Origin of the sequence: Sphingobacterium ginsenosidimutans, from assembly GCF_039536865.1 — a bacterium.
Lineage (GTDB): Bacteria > Bacteroidota > Bacteroidia > Sphingobacteriales > Sphingobacteriaceae > Sphingobacterium > Sphingobacterium detergens.
Window position 1 is genome coordinate 123,412 of the sequence record NZ_BAAAZK010000008.1, and the last position, 25,838, is coordinate 149,249.

At 40.6% G+C, this 25,838-nt stretch carries 21 protein-coding genes; 11 read left to right on the forward strand and 10 right to left on the reverse strand.

The window, feature by feature from the left end:
* Window positions 1–167: 167 nt before the first annotated feature.
* Together ABFX33_RS21015 and ABFX33_RS21020 are read right to left on the reverse strand one after the other, a co-directional pair.
* On the reverse strand, window positions 168–944 hold the full coding sequence (locus ABFX33_RS21015) for an amidohydrolase (protein ID WP_346088040.1): 777 nt from the start codon (window positions 942–944) through the stop codon (window positions 168–170).
* An 82-nt stretch (window positions 945–1,026) separates the two neighbouring features.
* Entirely contained in the window at window positions 1,027–1,995 is a 969-nt protein-coding gene (locus ABFX33_RS21020) for a polyprenyl synthetase family protein (protein WP_346088041.1), read from the reverse strand.
* 110 nt (window positions 1,996–2,105) lie between these two features.
* Between ABFX33_RS21020 and ABFX33_RS21025 the strand changes: the two genes are divergently transcribed.
* A complete protein-coding gene (locus ABFX33_RS21025; RefSeq protein ID WP_346088043.1) occupies window positions 2,106–3,275 on the forward strand; it encodes a glycosyltransferase family 4 protein in 1,170 nt (389 codons plus the stop codon).
* Entirely contained in the window at window positions 3,272–3,601 is a 330-nt protein-coding gene (locus ABFX33_RS21030; RefSeq protein ID WP_120260127.1) for an iron-sulfur cluster assembly protein, read from the forward strand. The genes ABFX33_RS21025 and ABFX33_RS21030 overlap by 4 nt, the downstream gene beginning before the upstream one ends.
* Window positions 3,602–3,721: 120 nt before the next feature.
* Here ABFX33_RS21030 and ABFX33_RS21035 read toward each other — a convergent pair whose 3' ends face one another.
* Both ABFX33_RS21035 and ABFX33_RS21040 read right to left on the reverse strand, forming a co-directional pair.
* The gene (locus ABFX33_RS21035; protein ID WP_223581990.1) at window positions 3,722–4,963 is read right to left on the reverse strand and encodes a cation:proton antiporter; all 1,242 of its coding nucleotides are present in this window, start codon (window positions 4,961–4,963) and stop codon (window positions 3,722–3,724) included.
* A 3-nt stretch (window positions 4,964–4,966) separates the two neighbouring features.
* Window positions 4,967–5,446: a cation:proton antiporter regulatory subunit gene (locus tag ABFX33_RS21040; RefSeq protein ID WP_077438826.1), complete on the reverse strand. Its 480-nt coding sequence runs from the start codon at window positions 5,444–5,446 to the stop codon at window positions 4,967–4,969.
* 483 nt (window positions 5,447–5,929) lie between these two features.
* On the opposite strand from ABFX33_RS21040, the gene ABFX33_RS21045 reads away from it, so the two are divergent.
* Both ABFX33_RS21045 and ABFX33_RS21050 read left to right on the forward strand, forming a co-directional pair.
* Complete coding sequence (locus tag ABFX33_RS21045; protein WP_346088046.1) at window positions 5,930–8,959, forward strand: SusC/RagA family TonB-linked outer membrane protein; 3,030 nt, start codon at window positions 5,930–5,932, stop codon at window positions 8,957–8,959.
* 13 nt (window positions 8,960–8,972) lie between these two features.
* Window positions 8,973–10,595 (forward strand): RagB/SusD family nutrient uptake outer membrane protein, encoded by a 1,623-nt coding sequence (locus tag ABFX33_RS21050; protein WP_346088048.1) that lies wholly within the window; start codon window positions 8,973–8,975, stop codon window positions 10,593–10,595.
* Window positions 10,596–10,670: 75 nt separating this feature from the next.
* Here ABFX33_RS21050 and ABFX33_RS21055 read toward each other — a convergent pair whose 3' ends face one another.
* Window positions 10,671–11,450, reverse strand: coding sequence for an MBL fold metallo-hydrolase (locus tag ABFX33_RS21055; protein WP_346088049.1), 780 nt, complete (start codon window positions 11,448–11,450; stop codon window positions 10,671–10,673).
* A gap of 114 nt (window positions 11,451–11,564) precedes the next feature.
* On the opposite strand from ABFX33_RS21055, the gene recJ reads away from it, so the two are divergent.
* The 4 genes from recJ (at window position 11,565) to ABFX33_RS21075 (ending at window position 17,293) form a co-directional block, all read left to right on the forward strand.
* On the forward strand, window positions 11,565–13,265 hold the full coding sequence (gene recJ, locus ABFX33_RS21060; protein ID WP_346088051.1) for a single-stranded-DNA-specific exonuclease RecJ: 1,701 nt from the start codon (window positions 11,565–11,567) through the stop codon (window positions 13,263–13,265).
* Between the two features lie 149 nt (window positions 13,266–13,414).
* Complete coding sequence (lptB, locus tag ABFX33_RS21065) at window positions 13,415–14,149, forward strand: LPS export ABC transporter ATP-binding protein (protein WP_120260132.1); 735 nt, start codon at window positions 13,415–13,417, stop codon at window positions 14,147–14,149.
* A 19-nt stretch (window positions 14,150–14,168) separates the two neighbouring features.
* On the forward strand, window positions 14,169–15,683 hold the full coding sequence (locus ABFX33_RS21070) for a GH3 auxin-responsive promoter family protein (RefSeq protein ID WP_346088053.1): 1,515 nt from the start codon (window positions 14,169–14,171) through the stop codon (window positions 15,681–15,683).
* A 539-nt stretch (window positions 15,684–16,222) separates the two neighbouring features.
* Entirely contained in the window at window positions 16,223–17,293 is a 1,071-nt protein-coding gene (locus tag ABFX33_RS21075; protein ID WP_120260134.1) for a branched-chain amino acid aminotransferase, read from the forward strand.
* Between the two features lie 140 nt (window positions 17,294–17,433).
* On the opposite strand, the gene miaA is transcribed toward ABFX33_RS21075, so the two are convergent.
* The 4 genes from miaA to pdxA all read right to left on the reverse strand — a co-directional run bounded on the left by miaA (window position 17,434) and on the right by pdxA (window position 21,770).
* Complete coding sequence (gene miaA / locus ABFX33_RS21080; RefSeq protein WP_346088054.1) at window positions 17,434–18,360, reverse strand: tRNA (adenosine(37)-N6)-dimethylallyltransferase MiaA; 927 nt, start codon at window positions 18,358–18,360, stop codon at window positions 17,434–17,436.
* Between the two features lie 45 nt (window positions 18,361–18,405).
* Window positions 18,406–18,996: an IS1096 element passenger TnpR family protein gene (locus ABFX33_RS21085; RefSeq protein ID WP_346088056.1), complete on the reverse strand. Its 591-nt coding sequence runs from the start codon at window positions 18,994–18,996 to the stop codon at window positions 18,406–18,408.
* A 46-nt stretch (window positions 18,997–19,042) separates the two neighbouring features.
* Window positions 19,043–20,476 carry a CCA tRNA nucleotidyltransferase gene (locus ABFX33_RS21090; RefSeq protein ID WP_346088057.1) on the reverse strand — a complete coding sequence of 478 codons (1,434 nt, stop codon included), beginning with the start codon at window positions 20,474–20,476 and terminating at the stop codon, window positions 19,043–19,045.
* 238 nt (window positions 20,477–20,714) lie between these two features.
* Window positions 20,715–21,770 (reverse strand): 4-hydroxythreonine-4-phosphate dehydrogenase PdxA, encoded by a 1,056-nt coding sequence (pdxA, locus tag ABFX33_RS21095; RefSeq protein WP_346088058.1) that lies wholly within the window; start codon window positions 21,768–21,770, stop codon window positions 20,715–20,717.
* A gap of 166 nt (window positions 21,771–21,936) precedes the next feature.
* On the opposite strand from pdxA, the gene rsmA reads away from it, so the two are divergent.
* The 3 genes from rsmA to ABFX33_RS21110 are packed head-to-tail and all read left to right on the forward strand — an operon-like array spanning window position 21,937 to window position 24,830.
* Window positions 21,937–22,716, forward strand: a complete 780-nt coding sequence (gene rsmA, locus ABFX33_RS21100; protein ID WP_120260139.1) for a 16S rRNA (adenine(1518)-N(6)/adenine(1519)-N(6))-dimethyltransferase RsmA — start codon at window positions 21,937–21,939, stop codon at window positions 22,714–22,716.
* A gap of 1 nt (window position 22,717) precedes the next feature.
* Window positions 22,718–23,896: an FAD-dependent monooxygenase gene (locus ABFX33_RS21105; protein WP_346088060.1), complete on the forward strand. Its 1,179-nt coding sequence runs from the start codon at window positions 22,718–22,720 to the stop codon at window positions 23,894–23,896.
* Window positions 23,886–24,830, forward strand: coding sequence for an NAD(P)-dependent oxidoreductase (locus tag ABFX33_RS21110; RefSeq protein ID WP_346088061.1), 945 nt, complete (start codon window positions 23,886–23,888; stop codon window positions 24,828–24,830). Before ABFX33_RS21105 ends, ABFX33_RS21110 begins: the two co-directional genes overlap by 11 nt.
* 46 nt (window positions 24,831–24,876) lie before the next feature.
* On the opposite strand, the gene ABFX33_RS21115 is transcribed toward ABFX33_RS21110, so the two are convergent.
* Window positions 24,877–25,743 (reverse strand): UbiA prenyltransferase family protein, encoded by an 867-nt coding sequence (locus ABFX33_RS21115; protein WP_346088062.1) that lies wholly within the window; start codon window positions 25,741–25,743, stop codon window positions 24,877–24,879.
* Window positions 25,744–25,838: the final 95 nt, after the last annotated feature.

The following is a 25,838-nucleotide window of genomic DNA, read 5'->3' on the forward strand; positions in this document are numbered from 1 at the left end:
AGTTGTGTCAAACAAATTTTATCAACATGCAATAAATAGATGTTAATAAATCATCATAAACGATTTACAGTAGACTGAATTTAGGAATAAAAAAGGAGACAAACAAAATAAATTGCTTGTCTTTATACCTAAATTATAAGAAAGATTAATCCGATTTTAAGAAAGAATTATCCGATTGTAAATGAATCTGAATCTCTTAAGAATGGGAATTTTTCCCGAGCTTCCAAGAGGTCATTCGGATTTAATGTAAAGGTATATAGATCTTCATCTTCTGGCTTATAATAGACGACATCACCTAATGGTGATATACACATTGATCCTCCAGAGTAATAGATATCGTTACCATCGTGTCCCACGCGGTTCACACCGACGACATAAGATTGGTTTTCAATGGCACGTGCCGGGATTAGTGCTCTCCAATGTGCAGAACGTTTATCTGGCCAGCTTGCTGTATAAACCAAGATATCGTAAGCCGCATTTTGATTCTTGGACCAAACCGGGAATCGGAGGTCGTAACAGATCATAGGGCAAATTTTCCAACCCTTGATATCCACTAAGATACGTTCATTACCAGGTTCAAAATATTCGCTTTCCTTAGACATGCCAAAAAGATGGCGCTTATCGTATTTTACATATTTGCCATCAGGAAACATCCATAAAAAACGGTTGTAGTATTTCCCATCCTCTTCAATGATTAATGAACCTGCAACAACACAGTTTAATGAACTTGCCATTTCAAACAGCCATCTTGTGGTAGGACCATTGGCAGGTTCGGCACATTTCTCAACGTTATTCGTGAATCCCGTATTAAACATCTCCGGTAAGATAATCAAATCTGTTTTCTCACGTAAAGATGAAAGTCGCAATGCCAGATTATTCAGATTTTTTTCAATATTTTCCCAGAATAAATATGCTTGAAATACCGTGATTTTTAAAGGATCCATGAACGTTATCTAAAATTTATTTAATTATTTAGTACAAAATAGCCATTTATTGGCAAAATACGAATTTTAATAGAATTTCTATCTACTGTTGTCTTACCAAAAGATTGTTTGCTAACAGTAATAACGCTTCTTTACGTTCATTTGGTACATCTAGCGCATCCATTTTTTCAAATGCGCGCTGCGTGTATATATCTTTTAATTCATCCGCTACTTCCCGGACCCGATACTTATCATATAAGGTCAGCATATCTTCAACTTTTGTCGGAACGGACTCCACAGTTGAATGTAATAAGTGTTGCATCGTAGGAACATCCTCCTCGGCAATAACTTCCATCAGTTTAACCAATAGAAAGGTTTTCTTATTGATCATAATATCGCCACCGACGATTTTCCCGAAGGTATCCGGATCACCATAGGCATCCAATATGTCATCTTGCAATTGGAAGGCCAAACCAACATTTTCCCCAAAATCGTAGATCAATTGTTGTTGTTGCTCGTTCGCTCCGGAAAGAATGGCGCCCAATTGTAACGCTCCGCCCAATAGTACCGATGTTTTCAAACGAATCATTTCCAGATATTCGGGCATAGATAATGATGCACGGCTTTCATAGTCCATATCCAATTGTTGGCCCTCACAGACCTCCATGGCTACTTTACTTAAAATCCGCAAAGTTGCGGGCAAATAAACCGGATTACATTTGGAGATTTCCTCATAAGCCTTCACCAATAATCCATCTCCAGAGAGAATGGCAATATTAGCATCCCATTTTTCATGGACAGTAGTTTTTCCTCTTCGTAAAGGAGCTTTATCCATCAGGTCATCATGTATCAAGGAAAAGTTATGAAAAAACTCTACAGCCTTTGCTGCCGGAATAATTTCGTCCATCTCTTGCATACCGAATAACTCGGCCGCCATCAATGTTAGCACTGGCCTAACCCTCTTGCCGCCCAAAGTCAATATATACCGTATGGGATCATATAAATTTGTTGGAGTTTCAGGAAATTGACTTGTCTCTATCGCCTCTATCACGAGCTGTTGTAAGTGTTGCATATATCTTTACGATCGAATCATGCGAATATAGCAATAATCATATAGAAATGGCAATTTTGTGCCGCCAAAGCATTCGGGGCAAAATCGTACATTTGTATAAGTCTTTTGTTATGCGCATCCTAATTATCCATACATATTATCAAACAGCAGGTGGAGAAGACACTGTCTTTCAACAGGAATTGTCACTCCTCTCGCAAGATCACCAGGTACACACCCTGACCTTTCAAAATAAAAAAGGCTGGCGAGGTGCCTTACAGACCTTAGGTTCCATCTGGAATATTTTCGCTGCGAATAGATTAAAAAAAACAATCCGGGAATTCAGACCTGATGTCGTCCATCTCCACAATACACATTATGCCGCTGGACCAATTCTACTACGTACGATCGCCAAACAAGGTATTCCGCAAGTGATGACCCTGCACAATTTTAGGTTACTTTGCCCTTCAGCAACACTCTATCATCACAATCATCTGTTTCTGGATTCGCTAAAAGAAGAATTTCCCTGGACGGCAGTTAAGGAAAAAGCATTTAATGATTCCGTTATTAAAACATTCCTACTTGCCTTTAACTACTGGTTTCACCGCAAAATAGGTACATGGCAAAAGGTCAATCGTTATATTAACCTAAGCAGCTTTGCAAAGTCGATATTTGTTGACTCGACGTTAAGAGTACCTGCAGAAAAGTTTGAAGTAAAAGCCAATTTTGTTTTCCCTTCAACTTTATCGGCAGAAAACCCGCAACCATATTTTATTTATGTTGGCAGACTGTCGGACGAAAAAGGCATATTAAATCTGATTGAGTCCGTAAAAGGAACGAATCTAGCGCTCCACATTATTGGCGGAGGGCCTCTTGAGGAGGAGGTCAAAAAAAGGATAGCAGATCATTCCAACATCAACTACCTCGGATTTAAACCCCGTTCCGAGATTTTACCACTCGTTGCCGTAGCACAAGCCCTTATCGTCCCCTCCATCTGTTTCGAGGGAATGCCAATCACAATCCTCGAGGCCTACTCCGTGGGAACTCCGGTACTCTGCTCAAACCTTGGGCCTTTACCTGAAATGATTATCCCGAATAAAACCGGGCAGACATTTGATCCACACAATAGAAACGAAATTGTAGCTTGCCTAACGCAATGGAATGCCAAACCAACCGATGAAAAAGATGAGATAAGAAAGACCTCTATGGCCTATTATTTTAGTAATTTTACTCCTGATATAAATGAGAGTAAATTATTAGCGATCTATAAAAACGCTATTGAAGATAAAAACATAAACAAATGAGTATTATTGTAATGGATAAACTGGGTTTGGCACCTCAAATCCAAGCGACACTGGAAACGATCTATGATCCTGAATTAAAACCAGCAAATATTGTCGATCTGGGACTTGTCTATGAAATTATTACCAAGGAAGATGGCATAGCAAAAATTGTCATGACACTAACGGCTCCGGGCTGTCCAGTTGCAGGAGAAATCATGAATGAAGTGCAGGAAAAAGTTGCTGGAATAGAAGGTATTAAAGAAGCCTTGGTGGAATTAACTTTTGATCCACCTTGGACCAAAGATATGATGTCTGAAGAAGCAAAGCTTGAACTTGGATTCCTGTAGACATTGTTTTAGAAAATATGAAATGCCTCCAAAAGACTATTTAGGAGGCATTCTTATGATGATGCTATTTTAGATATATCGTGCTTACTAGAGATCAGTGCGAAAAAAATAGCATTAGAATTATCCTGTACTATTATTTTCCAGATCGCTCAATTTCTTCAGCGGTTTGGCTGTATTGGCATCACTTCCAAATAGTAATTTCCATAGATTGCGGGATTCTTTGGTCAAGAGTGGCGACACGATGGAAAGGATCAAAACGTAAACCACAACAAATGATTGGATAACAGGGAGCAAAGCCCCCGCTTTCCCGATATTGGCCATGATAATCGAAAATTCTCCCCGTGCAGACAGGGTAAAACCAATGTCAAAAGATGTTTTCGGTTTCATCCCAGAAAATTTCGCGGCAAAATAACCCGAGGCGAGATTACCCATCACAGTTACTAAGGCCGCTATCGATGCCCAAAATACAGCTCCTCCCAGCGACATGATATCTATGGATAGTCCGAAGCTAAAGAAAAACATCGCCCCAAAGAAGTCTTTATAAGGTAGCACCATTGCTTCAATTTTTTTGATATACTGCGAATCCGCCAGTACCAATCCTGCCATTAATGCACCAATAGCCTCGGCAACATGTATGGTCTCCGAAAATCCGGCAACGATAAAAAGCAATGCAAAGATGACCAGTATAAATAGTTCAGAAGTTTTTTCCTTTAACAAACGGTCTATTGCAGGTACCAACTTGCGTCCCAAAACCAAAAAGGCTAAGATAAAGCCCAATGCCAATAGGGAAGTCCCTGCAACAGTCCAAAATGAGCTACTACCTGTCAATATCAATCCCGAAAGAAAGGAAATATGCATGGCAATAAAGAGATCATCAAACATGATCATTCCCATAATAACCTCTGTCTCCGGATTTGCCGTCCGTTTAAGATCAGTGAGGACCTTCGCCACAATTGCTGTCGAAGAGCTCGTCATGATCCCACAAAGGACCATCATCTCCTTAAAAGGCATATCCATCAACCAGCCAATCAACAATCCCGAGGTAAAGTTAAGCAGGACATAGATTGTTCCTCCAGTTACGATGGCTTTACCAGATTTAATAAGCCGATTGACTGAAAATTCCAGGCCCAAATAAAACAGAAGAAATAATACCCCTAGCCTGCCCATAAAATCTATAAAGGGTTTGCTTTCGGTAAATGTCAGATCCACCAACCCAATCTGCGGTGCGTGTTGACCCAAAACCATTCCTATAATAATGAAAAAAGGAATAACGGAAAACTTAAGCTTGTTGGCAATCAATCCAACAATAGCAACAAGTCCGACAGCGATTCCAATTTCCAGTATTAAGGTGTGTGATAGCATAGATTACAGTAAAATTTCCTTTAAAAGTTTGATATTGTTTTTCTTTCCAGCAATAACCAAGGTCGTTCCTGGAGTAATCAGATAAGATGGTCCGGGATTGATGACCGTTTCGTCGTCTCTAATTCCAGCAATAATGGACGCTCCAGTACGTTGTCGTACCTCCAGTTCACCAATTGTTTTTCCTGCTCCTTCCCATTTGCCCTCTAGCTTGTACCATTCGATACGCAAGTCATCCAAAGCCACTTCAATTGTTTCCAATGCCTTGGGCTTATAGGATAGACCACCTATAATACCCGCTATCTGACGTGATTCATCATCATTGAGTGTCATCACACAACGCGATTCATGTTCTTCGTCATCATAACGATACAGTTCCCGTCGACCATCATCGTGGATCACAACAACCATATTGTCACCCGCATCGGTTTCAATTTGAAATTTCTTTCCAATTCCTATCAGATCGGACTCTCTTACAATAGACATAATCTTCTATTTAAATAAATACCAATAATAACAGCGCAATGCCATTTTACCAAAAACAAATTTAACCAAAAATTCAATCTTAAACGAATCCTCGTCGTGCGACGGTAGGGAATGTGAACATGCAGATTACCCCAAAATACTAAAAAAAGACCAGAAAAACGAGTTTTTATAGGTTCTATTTTAATTCAAATGAATAAGGTCATCTGCATACCGAGGTTTTTACGCGACTGCAGGCCTGCCTCGAATCTGCAATACTTTCCAAGAACCTGAAAACACAACTACCCTTCTACCGCAAGCAATTTTCAGTCTCAAATCTTCTAGTTAAGATCAAAAAATCCATTATTCCCTTTTTTATTACAAAGATGAATTTCTATAACGTTTTCGTAGTTAGTGCAATCGTTTGTTCAAAGATGCAAAGAAACGGCTCCGCTTAATTTCTTTATACTTGCCGCCAATAAAACTAGCGAATCTAAATTACACACTATGGTCAAAAAGAGTCACCTCATTCTACTGACACCCCTAACAATTCTTTCAGTAGCAACGCCTTTTTATGTAGCAGCGCGTCCCAATAATCCTAAGACTGCCATTGCCCAAGCTGTCCCTCAACAATCCATTTCGGGAAAAGTAGTGGACGAAACTGGAAAACCTATCAGCGGAGTTACAGTATCAGAGAAAGGCAAAACAGCAGCCACCACGACTGGACAAGATGGTAGATTTACACTGGCAGTCACATCACAAAATGCCACATTGGTCTTTAATTCCATCGGATTTATTGCACAGGAATTACCAGCTTCTCAAGCCGCTGAAGTAACCCTGAAAAAATCCGAAGACATGCTGGAAGAGGTTGTCGTTGTTGGTTATGGTAAACAGAAGAAAAGCGACCTTACTGGTAGTGTTGCTACTGTGGAAGCGAAGTCCTTAGATCGGATCAACTCTCCGAATATCGTGGACAAGCTACAGGGCAAGGTTTCTGGCTTAGCCATCAATTCTGGAAATGCTAAACCAGGAGAAACTGCAGCGATAAATATACGTGGTGAAAATTCAATCTCCGCTTCCAACAGTCCATTGATAATTTTGGATGGTATCCCTTTCAGCGGATCATTAGGTGATATCTCCTCGAATACTATTGCTAGCATTTCCGTATTAAAAGATGCTTCTTCTACCGCAATCTATGGATCACGTGCGGCAAATGGCGTCATCCTAATCACTTCCAAAAAGGGTGCTGCCGGAAAAGCACGCATCAATTACAATGGTTATTTTGGATTGCAGAGTGTAGAACGTCGTTTGAAATTGATGAATGGTCCACAATACATTCAATTTATGCGTGACTATCAAGCCTCTAAAGGCAAAACAGGTGATCAGCTTAATCCCGAAAACTACCTTTTTGCGAATGTACTGGAACAATATAAGAAAGGTGAAGAAGTCAATTGGCAAAATGAAGCCTTTAACAGTGCAGCTCCCATTCACGAACATCAGCTCAGTTTTTCGGGCGGTACTGATAAATCCGATTATTATGCATCGGTAAGTTACCTCAATCAGGATGGTGTGGTTAAAAACACACCATACGAACGCTATAATGTCAATCTAAATCTCAATCAAAGCCTAAATTCATGGCTCAAACTGGGTATGACTATGCAAGCTTCACAGGGCAACCGTGATGGTATACAACCCAACTTGGAAAGCGTTGTAAAACTAGCTCCTTATAGCAAAAATCGGGATGAAAACGGTACAGCTGTCACCTATCCAATGTATGCACAAACACTATGGGGTCACCCTTTCGCCGACGAAAATGGTCAATGGGATGAAACTAGACGGACTGTCTATGCAAACTCTTGGTTAGATGTCAAACTTCCGATTGAAGGGCTAAGCTTTAAGTCTACATTTGGTACGAACTACAGAAATATCAATGAAAACTCTTATTATGGTTCAAATACCTTGACAGGTCGCGGGGTGAATGGACGGGGAGAGATAAAAAATGATCATTTCTGGGATTGGACATGGGAGAATCTCCTGACTTACGACCGCACTTTTGGTGATCATAAAATTAATGTAGTCGGGCTTTATTCCTCTCAAAAGACCAACCTCAAGACATCTAAAATGACTGGAGATGATTTTGTTTCAGACGCCGGCTACAACAACATGGCTTCTGCTTCTAAAAATCTGAAAATGGAATCCAAGCTGGAGAACACTGCGATGATCTCTTATATGGGACGGATCAACTATTCATTCAAAGATCGCTATTTATTAACTTTAACAGGCCGCTCGGATGGTTATAGCGCTTTTTCTGTTGATAATAGGTATGCCTTTTTCCCTTCTGTCGCTGGAGCATGGGTAATTTCCAAAGAAGGTAATGTACAAGATTACTTTGATTTGTTAAAACTACGAGCTTCGTATGGTAAAAATGGAAACCAAGCCGTATCTCCCTATCAGACGTATGATCGCTTGACGAACGTAGACTACATATATGGATTAGATCCTGTCAAAGGACTCGTGATGAATTTCAATGGACGAGGGAGCAATTTGACATGGGAAACGACCTCTTCCTTAAATGTCGGTTTAGATTTTGGCATTCTCAAAAATCGTCTTTCTGGAACAATTGATTATTATACCTCCAAGACAACAGATCTCTTACTGAGCGAACAGGTCCCAGTGATGAATGGTTACAATACAATTTTGAATAATATTGGTGAAACTTCCAATAAGGGATTTGAGGTCACATTGAATGCTGTTCCCATCAAAAACGACAATTTCCAATGGAATACAACGGCTAATTTTGCGTACAACAACAATAAGATAACCAAATTGCGTGCAGATGGAAAGGATGATTTGACTAATGCCTGGCTTATTGGCAAACCAATACGTATCTTTTATGATTACAAAGTAATCGGGGTATGGCAGGAAGGTGACGATATTGCAAACTCTTATCAGCCAAAAGCGAAAGCGGGTGATGCAAAATTAGCAGATTTAAATAATGATGGTAAAATAGATGCGAATGACCGCACGGTCATGGGCAACAAGATTTCACCTTACACCCTTGGCATCGGTAATGATTTTACCTACAAAAACTTCTCCCTTTCCATTTTTATGAACGGTGCCTTTGGCGGTACAAAAGTGGATGATTTTAAAAATATAGAACGTTTTTTACCGAATAACGGCGCTAATTATCTCGCAGATATGCCTTACTGGACACCAGAGAATCCAAGTACAGACATACCTTCTCCAGGTTACACGCCTGTCAACAACCATACTTATTACATCAATTCAGCCTATTGGCGGATTCGTGATTTGAGTCTGGGCTATACATTTGAAGGCGATTTTCTACAACGATTGAATCTTTCCTCTGTCAGAGCATTTATCAACGCCCGCAATATCTACACATTCTCCAAAATAAAAGGATACAATGTAGAGGCATTGGGTGTCAGTTCAACAACGGGAAATCCAACGACAACAAATATCGCCTACCCTTATCCTGTTGCCCGAACAGTCTCATTGGGATTAAATGTTCAATTTTAAACATCTCTACATCATGAAGAAAAGAAATACAACTTTATATGCATTCCTTGCCGGTATAAGCTTAATCTTTATCGGTTGCAGCAAAAACTTTTTAAACGAAGACACCAGCAGTTTTCAATCGCCAGACAATACCTACATCAATACAAAAGGTTTCGAAACTGGGTTGAATGGCCTTTACTCTTATGCACGGATGGAATTCTGGACCTGGAACGGAAGTATATTCTCTCAGGGGGCTACTCCACAGGAGGCTTTACAAGTCGGTACAGACATTGTTGCGATCAAAACCACCGGAACCGATGCAACTTTAGCACCTTTTAGCAATTACAGTCTAAATCCGGCTTCGTCGTATGTTCGCAATTATTGGAAGTATGCCTATGGTTTTATCGGAAATACCAATATTATCTTGGAAGCATTAACTAAAAACACGATCCAATGGACAGATAAAGAGAATGATCCAAAACGTGTAGAAGCTACAGCCCGTTTCTTCCGTGCCTATAGCTATCGTTATTTAGTCAACCTCTATGGAGATGTGCCTTGGGTAGATAAGGTTTCGGCAACGCCGCGTCGCGATTTTACCCGAGCACCCAAAGCTGAGATATTGGCACATATGATTGATGACCTCAAATATGCTGGAGACAACCTCCCGGACAACCCAGGAACTGTACAGGAAGGGAAATTGACAAAATGGGCCGCATTACATTACCTTGCAGAGGCCTATATTGAAGCAGGGAAGCCAGATCTGGCCGCTGAAGCAGCTAACAAAGTGATTCAAAGCGGCTATTTTAAGTTGAACGATCAACGCTTTGGAGCTGAGAAAGATAAAGCCGGCGACTATTTTCACGACATGTTTATCGAAAACAATCAAAATCGCTCATCCGGCAATCAAGAAACCATTTGGGCAATCCAATTGGAATACAATACGCAAGGAGGTGGAGACAATTATACGGACTGGAGCAAACGCGCATGGGTTCCTTTTTATTCCCAACAAAAAGGTTTTGTTCTTGCCGACTCACTTGGCGGAAGGGGGCTTGGTCACGTACGTCCTTACCAATGGTGGTTGGATAGTTATGAAAAACAAGATGTTAGAAATTCTCCTTACAATATCAAACGAGACTGGTATTATAATGATCCTTCCGTTCTTGAACTTTACGGTAAGAAGATTGAGCTAACCGATGCAATCATCGCTTCGGGCAATGTATTTCCAACCATTACCAAATTTTTCTATGGAAAAACGGCTGCAAACCCTGCATTTGAAGGCAATATGAAAGATCGGGTCAAAATACGATTGGCAGAAACCTATCTTTTACTGGCTGAGGCATACATGCGAGCGAATAAACCCGACCTTGCAAAAGATGCCATCAATGCTGTACGTGCCCGTGCCAAAGCTTCTCCAATAAATACCTCGGCAATCAACGAAGATTTTATATTGGATGAACGTGCAAGAGAGCTTATGGGCGAAGAAATGCGGAGAATGACATTATCTCGTTTCGGGGCCGATGTTTTCCTACGCCGTGTACAAGCGCTTAACCCACAATCTAAAGACGTGGTCAAGAAAGAATTTATTCTTTGGCCTATTCCACAGGAAGTCATCGACAGCAATACTGGCGCTGCTTTCCCGCAGAATGCCGGATATTAACTCTTACATCAAAGCCTCATAGATCCGAAAGTCTATGAGGCTTTTTTGTTGGCATATCATCCACTTCCGCCCGCACTACTGTGCTTCAACCAGTTTATAACTTCCATCGGGCCGCAGTTGGCTACGGCCAATGGTTATATTTTTGGAGTGATAGAATAAAAAGGTCCAACCTTCTGGAGCTCCTTCTCCCCAATAAGCTTGCCGTAGCTCCTTCGAGCGTCGACCATCATAATCATATTTAGCCACATAATTATGAAAAATTTCCTCAGGCTCAGGTAGTACATCGCCCCCGAAAAAATAATGTTCTCCTCCAGTGTGGATGTGAAACGCTTGGTGATGTGGCGTATGTCCACCATTAAGAGCATAACTGATTTCAGTATTTACCTGCCCCGCTCCTTCTACCAATACTAAGTTCCCACTTCGTTGGACAACATCAAAAATTTCTGTACGGTAAGAGCTCGAAATCCCAGAATAAGCATCCTCCCATTCTCCCCTTTGCACAATATATTCAGCTTCGGGAAATGCAATGCGAGGGGAACCACCTTCCATACTTACCATACCACCGGCATGATCCTTATGCAGGTGCGACATTAACACGTATTTCACATCATCTGGCTCATAACCCAATTTGCGGATATTGTTGTGCAACTCCAGCACACCACGGTCATCGGTATGCCCCAAACCTGTATCACAGATCACAAGACCTGATTCTGTTTTGATCAAAAAAGGATGGACATGGATAAACATGGATCCCGGACGGTCTTTCGGGTCATCCACGGATGGATCAAAGGGAACGAATTTTCTACTTTTATCGACAGAAAAAGAACCTTCATATAGAGAATAAGCCTGCACCATATTTAAAACATTGGGAATATGCACGTTAAGCGACAGGCGGTCAATACCAGGTTTAGGAATTAGGTAAGTCCAGCCTTAAAACGTATATTTACACTTAAAATATTGTGCAAAGATATGCAAAAAAGGTGGGTACTAAAATCTAAAACTGATGTCAAAATAACCAACAAACTGCGCGAGGAATTAAATATCAACGCTGTGTTAGCGGAATTGCTCGTCAACAGGGGAATTGGAAGTTTTGACGAAGCGAAACAGTTTTTTAGGCCACAATTGTCAGACTTGCACGATCCTTTTTTGATGAAGGATATGGAAAAAGCCATATCTAGAATCATCCAGGCTATCGGTAACAAAGAAAAGATCCTGATCTATGGTGATTACGATGTCGATGGCACCACAGCAGTTGCTGTAGTCTACAGTTTTTTCAGAGAATTTCATAGTCAACTGGAGTTTTATATTCCGGATCGTTATGCGGAAGGTTATGGCATATCTACCCAGGGCATTGATTATGCTGCTGCCAATGGCTTTTCTTTAATTATTGCATTAGACTGTGGAATAAAGGCCATTGATAAAATTGACTATGCCAACACGAAGGGGATAGACTTTATCATTGGCGACCACCATCTCCCAGGTGAAGAACTCCCAAAGGCTTTCGCTGTCTTAGATCCCAAACGTGTAGATTGTGATTATCCCTACAAGGAACTTTCTGGTTGCGGTATAGGCTTCAAAATCATTCAGGCGTTCATCCTGACCAACGGAATGGATATCAATGCTTGTTATCAGTTTTTAGATCTGGTTGCAGTGAGTATAGCATCAGATATCGTCCCAATCACTGGTGAGAATAGAATCTTAAGCCATTTTGGGTTGATTAAGCTCAACACCAATCCCTGCGTGGGATTAAAAGCATTGATTGACCTATCCAATAATAGAACAAAGATTTTTACGGTCAACGACATTGTGTTCCAGATCGGCCCGCGCATCAATGCCGCCGGCCGCATTGACCACGCTAAGGATGCCGTCAAATTATTAATTTCAAAATCCCTACAGGAAGCGAAAGACTTTAGTTCGAGCATTGATGATCAAAACAATGTCCGCAAGGATTTTGACCTCAAAATAACCGAAGAGGCTCTGGCGCTCATTGAAGAAAATGTTGTTCTCAAGAGTCGAAAATCTACGGTATTATACAAATCAGACTGGCATAAAGGTGTAATCGGAATTGTCGCTTCACGATTGACTGAGAAATATTACCGTCCCACTATTATATTAACGGAAACGAATGGCCATATAGCGGGCTCTTGTCGATCAGTAATCGGATTTGATCTATATGAAGCGTTAAACGAATGTGCTGATTTACTTGAACAATTTGGAGGGCACAAATATGCCGCTGGACTGACCATGTCACTGGACAATGTAAGCTTGTTCCAAGATCGATTTGAAGAAGTCGTGGCTCGTAGGATCAGTCCCGAAATGCTGACACAAGAAATTCAGATCGATGCCAAGCTCCATCTGAAGGATATAGACGCTAAATTTTTCCGCATACTCCAACAGTTTGAACCTTTTGGCCCACAAAATGAGTCACCAATTTTCTTGAGTAAGAAAGTGAGTTCAGTAGGGCCGGCTTTCCCTGTAGGTACAAATCATTTAAAAATGACAGTTGTTCAGGAAGACTCGCCATCTTTTGATTGCATCGGTTTCGGATTAGCAGAACATATTGATCATATCAATTCGGGGCAGAGTTTTGATATCTGTTATAGCATTGAAGAGAATGTGTGGCGCAATAAGAGAAACTTACAGCTTAACATCAAGGGAATTCGATATTAGCGTTTTAGCGTCTAAATACTTAATACTAAGAAGATATTAAATATATTTACCATAGATTTGCATTCAAATGCTCCAACGGTAAATTCAACATTATTTGGCATTTTGCGGAATAAGTAGAGCAGAAACTAGTGACAAGATAAATCAAGAAGATGATTTTAAAGGCAGAACATCTCATAAAAAAATATAAACAACGTACTGTTGTTAACAACGTATCCTTTCATGTTGAACAAGGAGAGATTGTCGGATTATTGGGGCCAAATGGTGCTGGTAAAACGACCTCTTTTTATATGATTGTAGGTTTGATCAAACCCAATGACGGAAAGGTATTTTTAGATGATCAAGAGATCACGCAAGATGCGATGTATCAACGTGCGCAGCGTGGAATAGGTTATTTGGCACAGGAAGCTTCTGTTTTCCGCAAGTTATCCGTAGAAAACAATATCCTCGCAGTATTAGAGATCCACTACCCCAATAAAGAAGAACGTATGGCAAAGTTGGAAGAATTGCTATCCGAATTCAGCTTGCATCGTGTCCGTAAAAACAGAGGTGATCTTTTGTCAGGGGGTGAGCGTCGACGTACGGAAATCGCTCGAGCATTGGCAGCAAATCCATCGTTTATCCTATTGGATGAGCCATTTGCAGGAGTTGACCCTATTGCCGTAGAGGAAATTCAAACAATTGTTGCTAAACTCAAAACACGTAATATTGGTATCTTAATCACCGACCACAACGTACAGGAAACTTTATCCATTACGGATAGGGCCTACCTTTTGACCGAGGGAAAGATTATGCTTACAGGTACACCTGAAGAAATCGCGGATAATGAACTGGCACGGAAATTCTATCTTGGTCGCCATTTTGAATTAAGAAGGAAAAAATTTTAAAGTATAACGAATACCCTCTATGGCCTTATTAAACTCCATTTTTACTTGGTTCATGAAAAAAAGGATTCACCAAATCGAGCTTTTCATGAAATATCCCCACGATGTACAAGAGGAATGGTTCCAAAGTTTAATTTCTACTGCCGAAGCGACGGAATGGGGAAAAAAATACGACTACACGAGCATACTCACCCCAGAAATCTTCAAAGAGCGTGTGCCTATACAGGATTATGACGATATCAAAGGTTATGTAGATCGGATGATCAAAGGTGAGCAGAATATTCTGTGGCCTTCGGATATCAAATGGTTTGCAAAATCATCTGGAACAACCTCTGATCGCAGCAAATTTATACCGGTGAGCGAAGAGGCCTTAGAAGAATGTCACTTCCAGGGAGGAAAGGACATGTTGACGATATACTGTCACAATAGACCTGAAAACCGTGTTTTTACCGGAAAGTCTGTTGTCATCGGTGGCTCATCACAGATCAACAACTTCAGCCCAGACTCCTATTATGGAGATCTATCTTCCATCCTGATCCGCAACCTTCCATTTTGGGCGGAATTCAAACGAACCCCCAACATGGAGGTGACTTTAAATCCCAATTTTGAAGAGAAAATTGAGCAGATCGCGCAAATTACCATCAAAGAAAATGTCACTAGTCTGGCTGGTGTACCAACCTGGAATATTGTGATGGCCAAACGTGTATTGGAAATCACAGGCAAAAACAATCTATTGGAAGTATGGCCAAACCTTGAATTTTATGGTCATGGAGGTGTGAGTTTCAAGCCCTACCGCGAGCAGTTCCAAAAACTGATTCCTTCAGATAAGATGTACTATCTAGAAAACTACAATGCCTCAGAAGGGTATTTTGGGCTACAGGATGAATCGGACTCTGAAGATCTTTTGCTCATGCTGGATTATGGGATATATTACGAATTCCTTCCCACAGAACGTATGCATGAGGAAAACCCGACAACCCTGCGTTTGGATCAGGTAGAAATCGGCAAGAACTATGCGCTGATCATTTCCACCAATGCCGGATTATGGCGTTATAAAATAGGCGATACAATCAAGTTTACGTCTTTGTCTCCCTACCGTTTTCAGATATCGGGACGTACAAAACAATATATCAATACATTTGGTGAAGAAGTGATCGTGGACAATGCCGAGCAAGCACTTGCTGAAGCAAGCAAGCTGACAAATGCGCGTATAAAAGATTATACCGCAGGACCCGTATATTTTAGGGATGCCGAAGCGGGAGCACACGAATGGGTCATTGAATTTGACCAGCAACCCAACGATTTTAAACGTTTTTGTGAAATATTGGATGCCAAGTTGAGAGAAATCAATTCAGATTACGACGCAAAACGATTCAAGAACATGGCACTTCGACCGCCAATTGTTCATAATGCACCATCAGATACTTTTTATAAGTGGATGAAGTCGAGAGGTAAATTGGGTGGACAGAATAAAGTCCCTCGATTGAGCAATAATAGAGAATATCTTGACCCGCTTTTAAAGATTTTGCAAGATTGACCGCACGTCTATTCTTGTGGAGATTAGCCAAGATTTTATGATATCTTGGCTAATCCTGTTTTTTAGGGTTTAATTGCAGTTTTATACAAAAACACAAAAAAACCAAGGATAAAATTCACAGAAATACCTTTCTTTTGAATTTCAACATCACGCTGTAACAATTCGCGAGTTTCACCCGATGTTACTTCATTGCTTTTGTTAAGACGGTGAGTCAATTCCATACTAAGTTTATTTTATGATAAGTGATTTTATAGCGTAAGCGACCCAATGCCCATCTATGGTCGCAGTCTTTATTTCCAAACTTTATGCCACAAATACATGAACCGTATTAATTAACACAAAATTAATACAATTAATTAAAAACAGGTTACCCCTATAAATTTTGTCGGTTTATTTTTCATTTTCATAGGTATAGTGTAGTAAATCGGAGAATGACTGTCCGAAATAAAAGGCATTTTTCCGAACGGGAAATTATCATAGCAAAGTGCAATTTATATTTCAATTTTTCCTAACTTAGCCTAAGTAATATAAAAAATAAGATGAACGCGACAGAGAACTATTCAATTCGCGTAGAGCCAACTCAAAATTCAAGACTCTCGCAAGTAGATTTCGACAATCTAAAATTCGGAAAGATATTATCCGACCACATGCTGGTCGCAGACTATGATGATGGTGAATGGAAAGATGTCAGCATCGTCCCTTACGGAGATATCAGTATCAGTCCTTCTATGTCAGCTTTACATTATGGTCAAGCAATCTTTGAAGGTATTAAAGCCTATAAATTCGCAGATGGTACAGTGAGTATCTTTCGTCCAGACAGGAACTGGGAAAGATTCAACAAATCTGCAGCACGCCTTCAGATGCCTGAGGTTCCTGAGGAAATTTTTATGGATGGTCTGAACAAACTATTGGATATTGATCGCAATTGGGTTCCTGCTAAAGAAGGTTCTTCTTTGTATATACGTCCATTTATGTTCGCTACTGAAGCCGCATTGGGCGTACATCCATCCAAATCATACAAGTTTATCATTATCACGGGCCCAGTTGGTGCTTACTATAGTAAACCGATTAGCTTAAAAGTTGAAACGTACTATACACGTGCTGCTGAAGGTGGTGTTGGGTTCTCGAAAAATGCCGGTAATTATGCGTTGTCGCTTTATCCGACCCAATTGGCTAACGATGAAGGCTACGATCAAATTATGTGGACTGATGCTTCAGAACACAAATATATCGAAGAAGCAGGTACCGCAAACCTAATTTTCCGTATTGGTGATACCATTATCACGCCACATGGCGATACGATCTTACATGGTGTAACCCGTCGTACAATTATGGAATTGGCAGAGAAATGGGGGTATAAAACTGAACAACGGAAAGTATCCGTACAGGAACTTATCGATGGTATTAAAGCAGGTACAGTTACTGAGGCATTTGCTGCAGGAACAGCTGCAACGATCACCGACATTAGCCGGATCGGTTTTGAAGGTCAAGACTACAATTTACCTCCAGTTGAGGGCCGTGAGTTCTCCAATAGAGTTTTACATTATCTGAATGAATTGCGTTATGGTAAAGTAGCAGATCCATTTGGATGGAATTACTTGGTAAAATAAACGGGTAATTGCAATAGAAAAAGCAGTTGGTAATCGCCAACTGCTTTTTTTATTTGTATTGATCACAAAGAATCTTCAGTTAATTTTTATAGCTGTAGGTCCTCGTGAGAGCATGAAGCTTTTATTGCATCAGATGCTGCTTAACTCATTGCGTCCCCGTCAAGTAGCTTAGCGTTTATGAAATCAATAATCGTCCCTGTTTCATCAGGCTGAAACCACAAAGTATTGCCATATTTTTTAAACCAAGTAATCTGCCGCTTTGCGTAGCGTCTTGAATTTTGCTGGATTCTCTCCACAGCTTCTTCCAAAGAGATATTTCCATCGAGGTAATCAAACAATTCCGCGTAGCCTACCGTCAACAAGGCTGGTTTGCTCCTAAAAGGAACTAATGACTTCACTTCCTCCAACAATCCCATTTCCATCATCCGTTCCACCCGAAGATTAATCCGTTCGTACAACCGCGAGCGTTCCATATTCAATCCGATCGTCAGGATATCAAATGGTCTCTTACTTAGGTCTTTTTTGTGATAAAAGGACATGGGTTTACCTGTTGCCTCAAATACTTCCAAGGCGCGAACGACACGCTGTGGATTATCGATATCTGCGATTTGATAATAGGCTGGATCAATTATTTTTAATCGCTCCTTCATCTGTTCAAGCCCCAACTGTGCCATTTCATTGTTGAGTCTCTCGCGTACCTCATCTCCTGCTTTAGGTAGATCATCCAAGCCTTCGCAGAGCGCACGGACAAATAGCCCAGACCCTCCTACCATAACAACCACATCATGTTGTCGGAATAGTTCATCCAACTTGTCTAAGGCTTCCCGTTCAAAATCTCCCGCGGAATAATCTTGGGTAATGGAATGTGAATTTATAAAATGGTGCTGGGCACTAGCCAGTTCTTCTGAATCCGGCTTTGCTGTACCAATCGTCATCTCGCGATAGAACTGCCGGGAATCGGCAGAAATAATTTCGGTCTTAAAATATTGAGCTAATGAAATAGCCATTGCAGTTTTTCCAACAGCAGTCGGACCTACAATGGCTATCAGTGTTTTCTTTTTTGCCATAATATTTGCTTCAAATGCTCAAATATGCATTGAAAGCATGTTCAATTAATATTCGTCTTCGTAGCCGCTAGATCCCTCGCGCTCTTCCTCGCCTTCCCCCTCTTCGTCTTCATCTTCGCTATCAAAGCCATCTAGTTCATCCTCGTCATCTACACCATATTGTGTATCATCCTCCTCAACATATTCATCCTCCTCAACAGCATCGGATACCGGGAAATTAGCAGCAGTCATTGTTTTAGGTACTTGACCAACAGACTTGAATAAGGCCGGATAGTCTTTACCCGCTTCCTCTTTCAAAATCTTGATCAGCTCCACTTGAAAATCATATGGGCGGTCAAAATTATAGACGTAATAAAACTTTTGGTGAGGATCATCAATAAACTTGCTCAGGCGAATATTCTCCATCAACAAAACTTCAACATCTTTTTTTCGCTGGGTCGGTTTAAACGCTATTTCCGTCCCTTTTTTCCATTGATCATTGCTCACGTAAAAAGAGGAAGAAGTATCCGTCGCATAACCTGTCGTTTTGTGGATTTCCTCGTGCATGTCTAAAAATGTACTTTTCGAAGGCATATCAATTTCACGATATACATCTTCATAATCTTCAAAAGTAACTCTAAATCTATAAATTGCCATCTTCTATGTATTCTTCTTTTTAGCAGTTTAAAATTAATACTATATTTTAAGAATTGGAAATTTCCAACTGGATTTCTTGTTTGACCTCCAAGCCCATGCCTACTGCTTTTTTCACTAAATATTGATAAGCTTCAATCCGGGAATTTGGAATCTCGCCTTCCAAAATAGCCTCGCGGATCAAGTTTTTTAACTGTCCAACAGCACGTCCGGGCGTTAATCCGAAAAGTATCATAATATCTTCACCACTGATCGGCGGCTGCCAATTTCGGATCTTGTCACGTTCCTCTACATCCTTTAGTTTCTGCTTGACAAGTTCAAAATTTTGGCGATACTTTTTCTTTTTAAACTCATTCTTCGTTGTCACATCGGCGTGGCACAGCATCATTAATGCATCAATGTCATCACCTGCTTCAAATAATAAACGTCTGACAGCAGAATCTGTAACAATATCCTGAGCAAGGACAATCGGACGAAGATGCAATTGTACAAGTTTCTGTACAAATTTCATCTTTTCGTGTAACGGCAATTTTAGTTCAGCAAAAAGCTTCGGTACCATACGTGCACCTCGGTCTTCATGCCCATGAAATGTCCAGCCTAATTTCTTATCAAAACGTTTTGTCGCAGGTTTGGCGATATCGTGCATAATAGCAGCCCAACGCAACCAGAGATCATCTGACAATTCACACACATTATCCAATACTTCCAATGTGTGGTAGAAATTATCTTTATGTCCTTTTCCATCAATAATATCAACTCCATGCAGGTTGTACATAGCCGGAAAAATCAATTCTAATAGACCCGTATCAAAAAGGTATTTAAAACCCACTGAAGGTTTAGGTGAAAGAATGATCTTATTGATCTCATCGATAATCCGTTCCTTTGAAATGATCTTAATACGTTCTTTTGTATCAGTAATTGCTGTAATGGCCTCAATGTCAATCTTGAAATTTAGCTGGGTTGCAAACCGGATCGCACGCATCATACGTAAGGGATCATCCGAGAAAGTTTCAATTGGATCGAGAGGTGTCCGGATAATACGGTGTTCGAGATCCTTTACACCATCGAAGGGGTCTACCAAAGTACCGTAATCGGCTTTATTCAACGAAAAGGCCATGGCATTGATGGTAAAATCACGACGGTTTTGATCATCGGTCAATGTGCCATCCTCTACGATCGGTTTCCGGGAGTTCGCTCGGTAAGATTCCCTCCGCGCACCCACAAACTCTACATTCAAACCCTCAAAAACGAGCATTGCAGTTCCAAAATTCTTATAGACCGCCACTTTCGTATGAAGCCTTTCACCTAGTAACGTTGCAAATTCAATACCACTTCCCACTACAACAATATCCACATCGTTCTTGAATGGACGCTTCATAATGTAATCGCGCACATACCCCCCAATGACATAACACTCCGTATTTGTCTGCTCGGCGAGCTCTTTGATGATAGAAAATATTGGATGTTGTAAATTATCGCACATAGTTAGAACAGCAGGTAAAAAACCAAACAGTTTGCAAAAGTAATACTTTTTTTTAGTATTAAGTATGGAGATATAAGAATTGAGATTTTGATCTTACAAGCTGTAAGCCGATACGATTTCTGTTTTATCTTATCACTGGAGAATCATTATGATCCTTAATGAAGGATAGGATTCTCGTCATCTGCCTAACTTGATTTATATAACTTTATAGATCAAAAAATCATCAACTATTACAACCCTAATCTCGATCTTTGGACAATTTGCGGAATGCCAATGGATTTTTTAGCAATTCTGCCTGTTCCCTTCTGCGTTTTACAATATGGACTGCAGTGAAAATTGCTTCCACAAATGAGCTTGGTGAAGCCAGGTTTTTTCCAGCAATATCGTAACCTGTACCATGATCCGGTGAAGTACGTACTATAGATAGTCCTGCAGTGTAATTGACACCAGCACCTTTCGCGATATGCTTAAATGGAATTAACCCTTGATCGTGGTACATAGCCAATACCGCATCAAACTTTTCATAAGCTCCTTTTGCAAAAAAACCATCCGCCGGATAAGGGCCAAAACAAAAGATCCCTTGTTCATTTGCTTTTTCTACGGTTGGTCGAATAATCTGGTCATCCTCCGTACCGATAATCCCGTGATCTCCAGCATGTGGGTTAAGCCCTAAAACAGCTATTTTGGGCTTTTCTACCCAGAAATCCTTTTTCAAAGACTCATTCATGAGGATCAACTTTTTCAGTATCGCTTCTTCGGTGATATTCGCAGCCACATCATGTAGTGGAATATGTCCTGTCACTACACCAATGCGTAGTTCATCACAGACCATAAACATCAACACATCATCAGCTTCAACTTTAGCCTGTAAATATTCGGTATGACCAGGAAATTGGAATCCCTCCTGTTGAATATTATGCTTATTGATCGGCGCAGTCACTAAAGCATCTATTTTACCGGCTTTCAAATCCTCAATCGCTCTTTCCAAAGACAAAAAAGCATATTTTCCGCCAATTTCGTTCTCCTCTCCCAAAGAGATCTTGACATCTTCCTGCCAGCAATTGATCATATTCGCCCTTTTAGAATGGGCCTGTTCAGCATCATTGATTACATTAAAACTAAAATCGTTTATTCCTACCGCTTTCCGATGAAAAGAGGCAACTTTTGTATTTCCATAAACAATTGGTGTAAAAAAATCGCACATACGTTGATCTACCAGTGACTTGATAACTACTTCAAGTCCAATACCATTAATATCCCCTACGGTAATTCCGATTTTTAGTTTATCACTCATCCTTTTTAAATGCTTTGAATCAAAAATAGGGATTTTTTTTTAGTATTGCGTAGTTAGATATGCGTATTGAGATTTTGGTCAGAGAAGCCTATGGCTTGCAAACTGTCTCTACTTTTTAATTTTGACTTTTTACTTTATAAAGCTTTTTAATTTCTAATTTTGCATCATGAGTACAGTTAGAGCAAAAAAACATCTAGGACAGCATTTTTTAAACGATAAGAATGCCGCACAACGTATTGTAGAGGCATTGGATCCTAAATTGGGTTTCAGCCAAGTACTCGAAGTTGGTCCGGGAATGGGTGTCCTCTCTGACTTTCTATTACAGAAAGAAGAATATGAGACCTATCTGATCGATGTTGATGAGGAATCGATTGCCTATTTGGATGATAAATACCCACAATTGGGGAAAAGATTAATCCATGGCGATTTTCTAAACCTTGATTTTTCGCAATATTTTGGCGAAAAGATGGCTGTCATCGGCAACTTTCCTTATAATATTTCCTCTCAGATTCTCTTCAAAATTCTGGACGAACGTCAACGTGTTGTTCAAATGACAGGGATGTTTCAAAAAGAAGTCGCTGAGCGCTGTACAGCGAAAGCAGGCAGTAAAGAATATGGAATTCTGAGTGTGTTTTTACAAGCTTACTATAAAGTAGAATACCTCTTTACCGTAAAGGCTGGCGCTTTTAATCCGCCGCCTAAGGTACTGTCGGGTGTCATCCGTATGACCCGCAATGACCGCGAGCAACTGGCTTGTGATGAGAAGTTGTTTTGGCGTGTCGTCAAAGCAGGGTTCAATCAACGTCGCAAAACTTTACGCAATTCCCTCTCAGGGGTTGTCCCGAAAGATAAAATGTCAGATAATCCGCTTTATGAGCTGCGAGCCGAACGGTTAACTGTAGACGATTTTGTCAGCTTGACTAACGAGATCGCGAATTGCCTTTGATATGAATTTTGCAGATAACACTTTTATTATTGTTGGCGGTGGGATCGCTGGATTATGTGCCGCGATAGGCCTTCAAAAATTGGGTCTTAAAGCCCATGTTTATGAAAGTGTAGCTGAACTTAAAGGTATAGGTGCAGGTTTTGGACTCGCTGCCAATGCCATGCAGGCCCTAGATCATCTGGGATTAAAAGATGAAATCAGTCAAATTGGACATTATCTGGGTTCCTATAATGTGTTGGATCAAAAAGGAAATATTCTGGTCGAACCGAATACCAAATCCATCAGCAAAAAATACAATCAGGACAATTTTGCCATACATCGGGCGGACCTGCACCAGTTTCTTTTATCAAAAATTCCCGATAGTCAGGTTCACCTTGGCAAACGCGCGACTTCCTTTGAACGGTTAGGGGAACAAGTCTGTGTTCATTTTACCGACGGAAGCCAAGCTGTAGGAGCTGCATTACTTATTGCCGATGGTGTACATTCACGATTACGTCAACAATTGATACCGGCCTCAAGCCCCCGTTATTCAGGTTATACCTGCTGGCGGGCAACAATAGATAACAGCAGTATCCAACTCAAAAAAAGCACTGAAACCTGGGGTTCAAAAGGTAGATTTGGAATGACACCCCTTGTTGGCAATCGTGTATATTGGTATGCCTGCATCAACAGCATACAGCAAAATCCGACGCTAAAAAACTGGACCACAGCAGAATTATTGAACAACTTCAAGGAATACCACGATCCTATTCCAACGATTCTGTCCGAGACCAAGGATACCGAACTGATCTGGAACGACATTATAGATATCGCACCATTACAACAGCTTGCTTTTGACAATATCCTTTTGCTCGGAGATGCTGGTCACGCCACTACCCCCAATTTAGGACAGGGCGCCTGTCAAGCAATAGAAGATGTTGCGGTGTTGCTGGATGAGCTGAAAACAGCCGCATCCATTCAACAAGCCTTCTCGCGATTTGAAACGCGTCGATTGGATCGCGTCAACTATATCAGTAATACTTCCTGGCAGATTGGCAAAATCGCCCAATGGGAAAATCCCCTTTTGATTGGCATGCGCAATTTTTTTATGAAAATAATGCCCAACGGGCTCAAACAGCAACAATTAAACAAACTATTGTCAGTAGATTTTATGCAAATTAACCGTAATCATGAAGACTAATATTTTGATTGTCGATGACATCCACGAAATTATGTTGGAGAAATTTGCGCAGGCGGGTATCGCTTATGATTACCGCCCCGATATCGACCGTGCAGAAACCGAAAAGATCGTTGCTAACTACTCCGGAATGGTCATTCGTTCGAAATTTCAGGTAGATAAGCCGTTTTTTGACTTTGCATCCAACCTCCGTTTTATCGCACGTGCTGGAGCAGGAATGGACAATATCGACGATGAAATTGCCATTCAAAAGCAGGTTACCTTGATTCCCGCCAATGAGGGAAACCGAGATGCAGTGGGCGAACATATGATCGGAATGTTATTGAGTCTGATGAACAATCTCAACCGCAGTGATCAACAAGTGAGAGCTGGTCAATGGTTGCGTGAAGCCAACCGTGGTTATGAGCTTAAAGGTCGTACTGTTGGTTTGATCGGTTATGGCCATAATGGTATGGCGATGGCCAAAAAGCTTTCTGGTTTTGACGTGAAGGTACTGGCTTACGACAAATACCGGACGAATTATACTGACGAGTATGCAGAAGAAGCAAGCATGGAAAATATTTACGAACAAGCCAATATTATTAGTTTCCATATCCCATTGACTGCCGAGACAAAGGGAATGATCGATGATGCGTATTTATCGAAGTTTAACAAACCTATCTTTTTCCTGTTGGGTGCCAGAGGTGAGATTGTACAAGTTCCGGCCGTACTAAACGGTCTTGATAAGGGCCGTATCCTGGGAGCAGCTTTTGATGTACTCCCTGTTGAAAAATTCCCCAAACTTGGGGAACAGACCTGGTATCCCGACCTTATCAGTAGGGATAACGTCATTTTATCGCCCCATGTAGCGGGCTGGACTTTTGAAAGCTATTACAAATTATCAGAAGTTGCTGCAGATAAGATTATCGCATTTTTAAAGCAGCAGGGCAAATATTAAAAAATAAAAACTTTAATCCATCATCGGATGATGAAAGCAATATTACCTAGTAAATACTAAATAAGACTACGATCAAAAATTGGAGCACCAGACTACCATCCAATAAGTAGGCATAGTGGTAGTGATCTTTCGTTTTGAAGACAGCCAGCTTTAGGAGTGCATAAATCAGTATATTGGTTAAGATCAGCCCCAATTTGATCCATAACAGATAAGGAGCGATAAGGATTAAGAGACTATGTAACAGCAATAAAGTATAGGTAAGTCTTTTTGCCTTTTGCTCCCCTAACATATTGGGCAATGTCCTCAAATGATAGTAGGAATCCTGTTGAATATCGCGTATATCAAAAGGTAGTGTGCAAATAATCAAAAATATAAATTTTAGCACACAAAGTGCAACAAGTACCCAAGAGTCTATCCTGTCCCCGATATTGAGCAATTCGACATAAGGAAGCACGACACTACTGCATACCCAAACCAAGGCGATATGGAAGATTTTCGCTCCAGGAACTTGCCGAAGCCCAACTTTGCGATCATGAAAAGTAAACAGCGGCATCCCATACAACAAGCTCAAGATTCCAATAAAACCTAGGAATAAGAACGAATAAATATGGATGTGCAACAAACAGTAACCAAGAATAATTAATGCGATGACATTATTTAGCCACATCACCCACTCGTGATTAAATATCCAGCGCGTGCGGGCAAATTTTGATTCTTTTGGGTTTTGGGGTTTAGACCACCATAAGCTAAAGTTGTAGAGCAATAATGTTGCTGCCCCCTCAACCAAGACAATAGACCAATTGATCGGACGTTCAAATATGATATAGGTCAGTGCACATTGAGCCATGGCGGCCAATGCAATCAAAATATTCGTATAAATGCTGATATAGAATATCTTTCTTAGAAACAACATCTGTGTTTAATCTTGCTGCAATATAACAATCTTGATAGATAAAAGTAGTTTAACATTATATTAAACATCAAATTGTTGATAAAATGGGCAAAAAC

Excerpts from the sequence above, each read along its gene's own strand:
- ABFX33_RS21015 (WP_346088040.1), bottom strand. The coding sequence starts at position 944 with ATGGATCCTTTAAAAATCACGGTATTTCAAGCATATTTATTCTGGGAA.
- ABFX33_RS21020 (WP_346088041.1), bottom strand. The coding sequence starts at position 1,995 with ATGCAACACTTACAACAGCTCGTGATAGAGGCGATAGAGACAAGTCAA.
- ABFX33_RS21025 (WP_346088043.1), top strand. The coding sequence starts at position 2,106 with ATGCGCATCCTAATTATCCATACATATTATCAAACAGCAGGTGGAGAA.
- ABFX33_RS21030 (WP_120260127.1), top strand. The coding sequence starts at position 3,272 with ATGAGTATTATTGTAATGGATAAACTGGGTTTGGCACCTCAAATCCAA.
- ABFX33_RS21035 (WP_223581990.1), bottom strand. The coding sequence starts at position 4,963 with ATGCTATCACACACCTTAATACTGGAAATTGGAATCGCTGTCGGACTT.
- ABFX33_RS21040 (WP_077438826.1), bottom strand. The coding sequence starts at position 5,446 with ATGTCTATTGTAAGAGAGTCCGATCTGATAGGAATTGGAAAGAAATTT.
- ABFX33_RS21045 (WP_346088046.1), top strand. The coding sequence starts at position 5,930 with ATGGTCAAAAAGAGTCACCTCATTCTACTGACACCCCTAACAATTCTT.
- ABFX33_RS21050 (WP_346088048.1), top strand. The coding sequence starts at position 8,973 with ATGAAGAAAAGAAATACAACTTTATATGCATTCCTTGCCGGTATAAGC.
- ABFX33_RS21055 (WP_346088049.1), bottom strand. The coding sequence starts at position 11,450 with ATGGTGCAGGCTTATTCTCTATATGAAGGTTCTTTTTCTGTCGATAAA.
- recJ (WP_346088051.1), top strand. The coding sequence starts at position 11,565 with ATGCAAAAAAGGTGGGTACTAAAATCTAAAACTGATGTCAAAATAACC.
- lptB (WP_120260132.1), top strand. The coding sequence starts at position 13,415 with ATGATTTTAAAGGCAGAACATCTCATAAAAAAATATAAACAACGTACT.
- ABFX33_RS21070 (WP_346088053.1), top strand. The coding sequence starts at position 14,169 with ATGGCCTTATTAAACTCCATTTTTACTTGGTTCATGAAAAAAAGGATT.
- ABFX33_RS21075 (WP_120260134.1), top strand. The coding sequence starts at position 16,223 with ATGAACGCGACAGAGAACTATTCAATTCGCGTAGAGCCAACTCAAAAT.
- miaA (WP_346088054.1), bottom strand. The coding sequence starts at position 18,360 with ATGGCAAAAAAGAAAACACTGATAGCCATTGTAGGTCCGACTGCTGTT.
- ABFX33_RS21085 (WP_346088056.1), bottom strand. The coding sequence starts at position 18,996 with ATGGCAATTTATAGATTTAGAGTTACTTTTGAAGATTATGAAGATGTA.
- ABFX33_RS21090 (WP_346088057.1), bottom strand. The coding sequence starts at position 20,476 with ATGTGCGATAATTTACAACATCCAATATTTTCTATCATCAAAGAGCTC.
- pdxA (WP_346088058.1), bottom strand. The coding sequence starts at position 21,770 with ATGAGTGATAAACTAAAAATCGGAATTACCGTAGGGGATATTAATGGT.
- rsmA (WP_120260139.1), top strand. The coding sequence starts at position 21,937 with ATGAGTACAGTTAGAGCAAAAAAACATCTAGGACAGCATTTTTTAAAC.
- ABFX33_RS21105 (WP_346088060.1), top strand. The coding sequence starts at position 22,718 with ATGAATTTTGCAGATAACACTTTTATTATTGTTGGCGGTGGGATCGCT.
- ABFX33_RS21110 (WP_346088061.1), top strand. The coding sequence starts at position 23,886 with ATGAAGACTAATATTTTGATTGTCGATGACATCCACGAAATTATGTTG.
- ABFX33_RS21115 (WP_346088062.1), bottom strand. The coding sequence starts at position 25,743 with ATGTTGTTTCTAAGAAAGATATTCTATATCAGCATTTATACGAATATT.